Origin of the sequence: Mesorhizobium sp. M2A.F.Ca.ET.067.02.1.1 (assembly GCF_004023285.1) — a bacterium.
GTDB lineage: Bacteria > Pseudomonadota > Alphaproteobacteria > Rhizobiales > Rhizobiaceae > Mesorhizobium.
The window spans coordinates 1-6,353 of the sequence record NZ_RZSB01000328.1; the positions used below are offsets into that span (position 1 = coordinate 1).

7 protein-coding genes and 1 pseudogene are annotated in these 6,353 nt (G+C 63.9%); 2 read left to right on the forward strand and 6 right to left on the reverse strand.

Annotated features, from left to right (window positions below; genetic code table 11):
• The coding region (locus EOA28_RS20905) for a LysR family transcriptional regulator (protein WP_128315221.1) at positions 1–659 on the reverse strand (659 nt) is incomplete at its 3' end.
• A gap of 238 nt (positions 660–897) precedes the next feature.
• On the opposite strand from EOA28_RS20905, the gene EOA28_RS20910 reads away from it, so the two are divergent.
• Entirely contained in the window at positions 898–1,188 is a 291-nt protein-coding gene (locus tag EOA28_RS20910; RefSeq protein ID WP_042640975.1) for a DUF1127 domain-containing protein, read from the forward strand.
• Between the two features lie 235 nt (positions 1,189–1,423).
• Here EOA28_RS20910 and EOA28_RS20915 read toward each other — a convergent pair whose 3' ends face one another.
• From EOA28_RS20915 to EOA28_RS20935, 5 genes are all read right to left on the reverse strand, one after another.
• Positions 1,424–1,774 (reverse strand): hypothetical protein, encoded by a 351-nt coding sequence (locus EOA28_RS20915; protein WP_127250084.1) that lies wholly within the window; start codon positions 1,772–1,774, stop codon positions 1,424–1,426.
• Positions 1,775–1,913: 139 nt separating this feature from the next.
• Positions 1,914–2,930: a DUF937 domain-containing protein gene (locus EOA28_RS20920; protein ID WP_127250083.1), complete on the reverse strand. Its 1,017-nt coding sequence runs from the start codon at positions 2,928–2,930 to the stop codon at positions 1,914–1,916.
• 101 nt (positions 2,931–3,031) lie between these two features.
• Positions 3,032–4,405: a glutamate--cysteine ligase gene (locus EOA28_RS20925; RefSeq protein ID WP_127250082.1), complete on the reverse strand. Its 1,374-nt coding sequence runs from the start codon at positions 4,403–4,405 to the stop codon at positions 3,032–3,034.
• 205 nt (positions 4,406–4,610) lie between these two features.
• On the reverse strand, positions 4,611–5,345 hold the full coding sequence (locus EOA28_RS20930; RefSeq protein ID WP_127250081.1) for a 16S rRNA (uracil(1498)-N(3))-methyltransferase: 735 nt from the start codon (positions 5,343–5,345) through the stop codon (positions 4,611–4,613).
• 134 nt (positions 5,346–5,479) lie between these two features.
• Positions 5,480–6,124, reverse strand: coding sequence for a hypothetical protein (locus EOA28_RS20935; RefSeq protein WP_127250080.1), 645 nt, complete (start codon positions 6,122–6,124; stop codon positions 5,480–5,482).
• Between EOA28_RS20935 and EOA28_RS40350 the strand changes: the two are divergent.
• A pseudogene (locus tag EOA28_RS40350) lies at positions 6,083–6,353 on the forward strand (GMP synthase); the annotation flags it as partial. The gene EOA28_RS20935 and the pseudogene EOA28_RS40350 sit on opposite strands and share 42 nt — an antisense overlap.

The window sequence follows — 6,353 nt, forward strand, 5'->3', positions numbered from 1 at the left end:
GTGATAACGGTGGCCGAGAAGCTGGAGAACAGCACGCGGTAGTCGCGGTTCTGCCGGTCGAGCACGTCGACAGCCGCACGCCGCCAGATGCAGTTCGGCCGGCCGAACGCCATCGGCAGGGTTTCCTGTTCATGCGTGGCGTGGTTGGCCGAGGTGACCCACAAAAGCGGCTCGCGCCGCACCACTTCCGACTGGCCGCGCGTGTCGTTATGCGTGACCAGCGCTAGGTCAAGATTGCCGCGCTTGATGTGTTCGACAAGCCCCGGCGTCGGCTCGCAAACGACCGTCAGTTCGACACGCGGATTGGAGCGCGAGAAGCGCGCCATGATCTCGGGCAGGAAGCGGTCGGCATAGTCGTCCGGCGTGCCGATGCGGATCGTGCCTTCGAGGCGCTGGTCGTCGAAGGCGGCGAGCGTCTCGCGGTTGAGGTAGATCAGCCGCCGCGCATAGGAAAGCAACCTGTCGCCCTCCTCGGTCAGCTTGTTGGTGCGGCCGTCCTTTTCGAACAGCGGCTTGCCGATCCGCTCCTCCAGCCGCCGCATCTGCATCGACACGGCCGACTGCGTCCGGTGCACCTCCTCGGCCGCGCGGGTGAAGCTTCCTGTATCGGCGATCGAGATGAAGGTTTGCAACTGATCGAGGTCAAGCGGCGCTTTCATCGGTCCAACCTATCATTGATGTTGATGCTAGAGATTAAAAACATTCGTTGGATTAATCAATCGCGCGATGGCAAATTGTCATTGTCCACATGAGAACAGTGCAAGTCGCTCAGAAGTGGTTCCCGGTTCTGGGGACAACGACATGCATCACATCAATGAATGGAAACCGGAACGGCGCTTCTCCCAAGGCGCCGATTGGCTGGTTTCGTCCGCTCGACTCCTGGAAGGAGAGACCGAAATGACCACGATTGAATTCGCCTCCGAGACTCCGCGCATCACCACGCGTCCGGCCGTTGCGACGCTTGTGGTCAATGCCATCGCCAACAGCTACCGCGCCTGGAAAAACCGTCGCGCCTTCTATCGCCTCGGCGAGATGTCGGACGCCGAGCTTGCCGATATCGGCCTGACGCGCGGCGATCTCCATGTCGCGATCGACGTGCCCTTCGGCCGCGATCCGACGGCGAAGCTGCGCGTGATCGCCAGCGAGCGCGCCGACACGATCGAGGACCTTGCTCGTCAGGTAGGCTGAAGGGCGGCGTTTCCCTCGGATTTCCCGTCGCGCTGACCCTTTTCACGGCTCGGCGCGACCAAGCTTCATGCAGGCTCCCACACTCCCTGCCGGTTCCCCGCCGGCCAGCCTGCAAATTGCCCGGTTCTCCTCCAGGACCGGGCATTTTTTATGGGCTTCGACTCATGACCGGAAGCGTTGGTTGCAGCCAGACGCAATTTGGTGAAACCAGCAAAGCCGTCTAGGAACGCAGGCTCTAGTCTGGCGCCATCTGGCAATCGGGGCCGACCCACTTACCCGTTGTAATATCCAACTCGGCATCCATGTTTGCGGCGCTGCACACGGGATATCGATCGTCACCCTGTCGGGCCTTGCTGCGGCTTCTGTATTGATTGACGAGGGTATCGTGGTCGGGCTGCTGCGAGCCCCCCTGCCGCAGTGAAAGCTGCATCATGCAATTGGCGAAAGCATCCGTACCTTGTTCAAAACCGAAGCCAACGCATTGCGCCTCGTTCTTCGAGCTTTGGCCGGCGTTTCCGTTGCTTGTTGTGCAGCCCATCAACGATACGGCAAGCATCAGTAGCAACATAGAGGACGAAGGGCGCATCCGCTTTTCCTTATGATCCATCATACTCGGTAGTGAAGTTTGTGGTCGAAAACACCCTGCAAGCAGTCGCGGCGACGATCGCGGCGCATCTGCTCGGGTCTCTTGCTCGCGGAACGTCGCTCCGGGGGCGTTCGGGGACTCAACGCCGGTCCATGTCGCGCTTGAACTGGTCGAAGATCGTCTCCACGCCCTTCTGATATTCGTCGCGCTGCTGCGCGCCGGTCTCGAACATCTTGCCGAAGATGTCATCGAACGGGTTTCGCGGACGGCCGCTCGGGTTGGCCTGCGGCTGTTGCGGCGCGCTCTGCTGCGGTTGGCGCTGTTGCGGCTGCGGCGCCGGCTGCCCGCCGGGCGCGCCGAAGCCGCCACCGCCCTGGCGCAGCATCTCCTCGAAGATCTTGCCGAGCGGATTGTCGCCATAGGGGCTTTGCGTCTGCTGGGGCTGGCTTTGCGGCTGCGCGCTGCCGCCGAACATATCCTGCAGCACCTTGCCAAGCGGGTTCTCGCCGTAGGGATTGGGCGCTTGCTGTGTCTGGCTTTGCGGCTGCGCCGCGCCGCCGCCGAACATGTCCTGCAGCACCTTGCCGAGCGGATTCTCGCCATAGGGATTGGGCGCCGGCGCCTGCCGCGTTTGCGGCGCCGGCGCGAGGCCGCCCTGCCGCATCATCTGCTCGATGATCTCGCCGAGCGGATTGCCGCTGCCGCCGAAGGCCTGCATCTGCCCCCCGGTCAACTGATTGTTGGTCTGCTTGAACAGCCCGCCCATCATCATCGAGGCCATGGCCGGCAGCATCTGCTGCAACACCTGCTGGCTGAGCCCCGTCGCCTGCGCGGCCTGGTTCGCCACGGCGCGCGACAGCTCCTTCGAGCCGAACAGATGGCCGAGAATGCCATTACCCTCATCGATGCCTTGCGGCGAAAAGGCTCTTGTCGCATCCTCGAAATATTTGGCGTGCTGGCCGCTCGCCATCGCCGTCATGAAGGCGCCCATCCCGTAGGGATCGGCGGTGTTGCGCTGGAGCCCCTGCGAGAAGGCGGGCAGCAGCGCCTGGACCGCGGCCTGCGTCTGCTGCATCGAAAGCCCATATTGCTGGGCCAGCGCCTGCATGCCGGCGCCATTCTGGGCTTGGGCAAAAATGTCGAACAGGGAAGGCATTGGGTTCTCCTCCGACAATATCCTCGTCGGAGAGCCTAGTTCGTTTCCATCACCGATTGAAGCGGCTTTTGCTGCCCAACCGCTCGGCGTACACCGGACAGTTAATAGGCATATTCCATGAACACCGGCTCGATCGAGCCGCCCCAGCGCGTGTGGTAGGCCGACAGCATCTCCTCGGCGCTGGTGGTGCCGCGCGAGACGACCTCGTCCAGCGTGTTGAGGAACGACGTCTCGTCATAACCGTCGCGGTTCTTCTTGCCGCGGTTCTTCAGGCCCATGCGCGAGATGGCGAGCACGTCGCGGGCGACGTCGCGCAAGGTGGCGTTGCGGAACGGCGCCGCGATGCCAAGCTCCGGCACGGCATTGCGCATCGCCAGCGCTTCCTGATAGGTCCAGCTTGCGGTCAGCGCCTCGACGGCGTCCAGCGCCTGCTCGTCATAGAGTAGCCCGACCCAGAAGGCGGGCAGGGCGCAGATGCGACGCCACGGGCCGCCATCGGCGCCGCGCATTTCGAGGAAACGCTTCAGCCGCACGTCGGGGAACAAGGTAGAGAGATGGTTCGCCCAGTCGCCCATGGTCGGCAGGCCGTCGGGGATTTCATTGCGCGCCGCACCCGCCATGAACTGGCGGAAGGTGTAGCGCGTCATGTCGTGATACTGGCCGTCGCGGATGACGAAATACATCGGCACGTCGAGCGCCCATTCGACATAGTCGGCAAAGCCGAAATCGGGCGATAAGCAGAATTCAAGCATGCCGGAGCGTTGGTTGTCGGTGTCGCGCCAGATGTCGCCGCGCCAGCTCTGCAGCCCGTTCGGCCGGCTCTCGGTGAAGGGCGAGTTGGCGAACAGCGCCGTCGACAGCGGCTGCAGCTTCAGCGACACCTGCATCTTGCGGCGCATGTCGATCTCGCTCTCGAAGTCGAGATTCACCTGGATCGTGCAGGTGCGGTACATCATGTCGAGGCCCTTGGTGCCGACCTTCGGCATGTAGCGCGTCATGATCTCGTAGCGCGACTTCGGCATTTTCGGCGTGTCGGCCAGCGACCACTTCGGGCTGCCGCCAAGGCCGAGGAAGCGGATACCGAGCGGCTCGGCGATCTCACGCACCTGCGCCAGATGCGCGTTGCCCTCGCGGCAGGTCTGATGGATCGATTCCAGCGGCGCGCCGGAAAGCTCGAACTGGCCGCCGGGCTCCAGCGAGATCGCGCCCTGTCCGGTCGGCTCGACAAGGCCGATGATGCGGCCGGCATCCATGATCGGATCCCAGCCGAGCTTTTCCTGCATGCCTTCGAGGATGGCGCGGATGCCGCGCTCGCCGCCATAGGGCACCGGCGCGTTGCCGTCGACATAGAAGGGGAATTTTTCGTGCTCGGTGCCGATGCGCCATTTGTCGCGCGGCTTGTTGCCGGCGGCCAGATAGCCGACCAGTTCGTCGATCCCTTCGATGGGCTGGGTATCGGTCGTGTCGCGCGCCATGAGGCCCCTCCGAGCGCTTTGCCCCGGAAATCGGCATCGACTTCCGCCAGGCGTCCTGCACAGTTCCTAAGTGTTACAGCGCCCTTCGTGCGTCGAAAAGCATGCGCGGTGCTGCAGAGGCCGGACGGCCGCCGGCGCTAGATGGACGAAATGCCGGCAGCCGATCAAGCAAAAAATCCTGAGCCAGGCCTCAATGGGATTTGATTTACCAGTCGCCGATCGTCACCTGGATGGCGGCAAGCGCCGCCACTGCCGCCGTGTCGGCGCGCAGGATCCGCGGTCCGAGCGGGATGGCGGTGACGAAAGGCAAGGGCCTCAGCATCCTGCGCTCGTCCTCGGAAAATCCGCCTTCGGGACCGACCAGAAGCGCAAGTTTCTTCTCCCTTACCGCCTGCAGGGCCGGCAGCGGATTGTTGGTCGAAGCGTCCTCGTCGCAGAAGATCAGCCGCCGCTCCCTGTCCCAACTGGCGAGCAGCCGCTCCAGCTTCTCTGCTTCACGCACGTCCGGCACCGCGAGGATGCCGCATTGCTCGGCCGCCTCGACGACATTGGCGCGCAGCCGCTCGATGCCGGGCTTCGCCACCTGCGTGTGCTGGGTGATGACTGGCTGCAGCACGCCGGCGCCCATCTCGACCGCCTTCTGCACCAGGTAGTCGAGCCGCCCCTGCTTGAGCGGCGCGAAGCAATAGACGAGGTCGGGCAGCGGCGGCTGCGGCCGCTGCAGCTCCAGCACTTTCAACCGGACAGCCTTCTTGGATTTAGCGGCGATCGCAGCCGACCATTCGCCGTCGCGGCCGTTGAAAAGCAGCACCTCGGCGCCTTCGCCGAGCCGCAGCACATGGGCGAGATAATGGCTCTGCTGCTGTCCGGCATCGAATTCGACGCCTGAGCCTAGATCGTCCGGCACGAACAGCCGCTGCATTTTGTAGTTGGCACGCATGGCCCAGGCAGGTCCCGCAAAAGTGTCCCCGCGGTTTTGCGATCAGAACCTGCGAAAAACAAGGGAATCTAGGCAGATATTTGCGGGCCATCCCGCGAATATCTGCCGAGCAATGGGCGAGGCGATGGATATCGTCAAGTGTCGGCGGTCGGATGCCAGACAGGCGCAAAGCCTTGCCGCAGCACCGCGATGGTGGTCGCCGGCGTCAGCAGGCGCAGCGATCGGCCGGTGAAGCGATCGAAGCCGGTTTGACCGGCGAAACCCGCGAAGGACCATTCAAGTGCCTTTCCGGAACGCAGCGCGTAGGCGGTGTCGCCCTGCGCGATCATCGCTCCATCAGGCAAGCCGCCAAGCTCCGGTACGGTTACGCGAGGCGGCCGTCCACCCGAAGCCAGCCGTTCCCTGTGCAGCCGTTTGTCGACCATCGGCGCGCGGGGCTCTGCGATGCCGAAGGCCTTGCCGAAGCGGCCGACGAAATCGGTCGCCCGTTCGCGCCGGCAGAAGAAGCAGGGCCGGTGGCCGGCGGCCAACGCCGTCACCTCGTCAAGGAAGAACAATTCGGTCCAACCAGCCTTTCCTCCCCTGTTGCGGCCCATCGGCTCGCGCCGCACGTTTCGGAACTCGCACACACAGATGATCCAGGCCGGCAAGGCCCAGCGCTTCCTCAGCAGAGTCTTGGTCTCCGGATCATGGATGATGCCGCGATTGCCGGTGAACAGGCCGCGTTCCGGCACGGCATGGATGGCGCCGAAGGGATCGACCCGGTTCTGCAGTGGCATAGCTTTCTCTCCCGCCGCGCATCTTGGCTGAAACACGGGCCGCATGATATCGCTCGCCCCAGCCTTTTCATGTCAGCAGGATTCTCGATGCGCGTGCTGGTGGTCCAGAACTACGACAATACCGGCCTCGGTCAGGTCGGTGCCGCTCTGGCCGAAGCGGGCGCGGATGTCGACCTGCGGCGCCCATACCAGGGCGATCCGTTGCCGCAGGACGCAGGCGGGCACGATG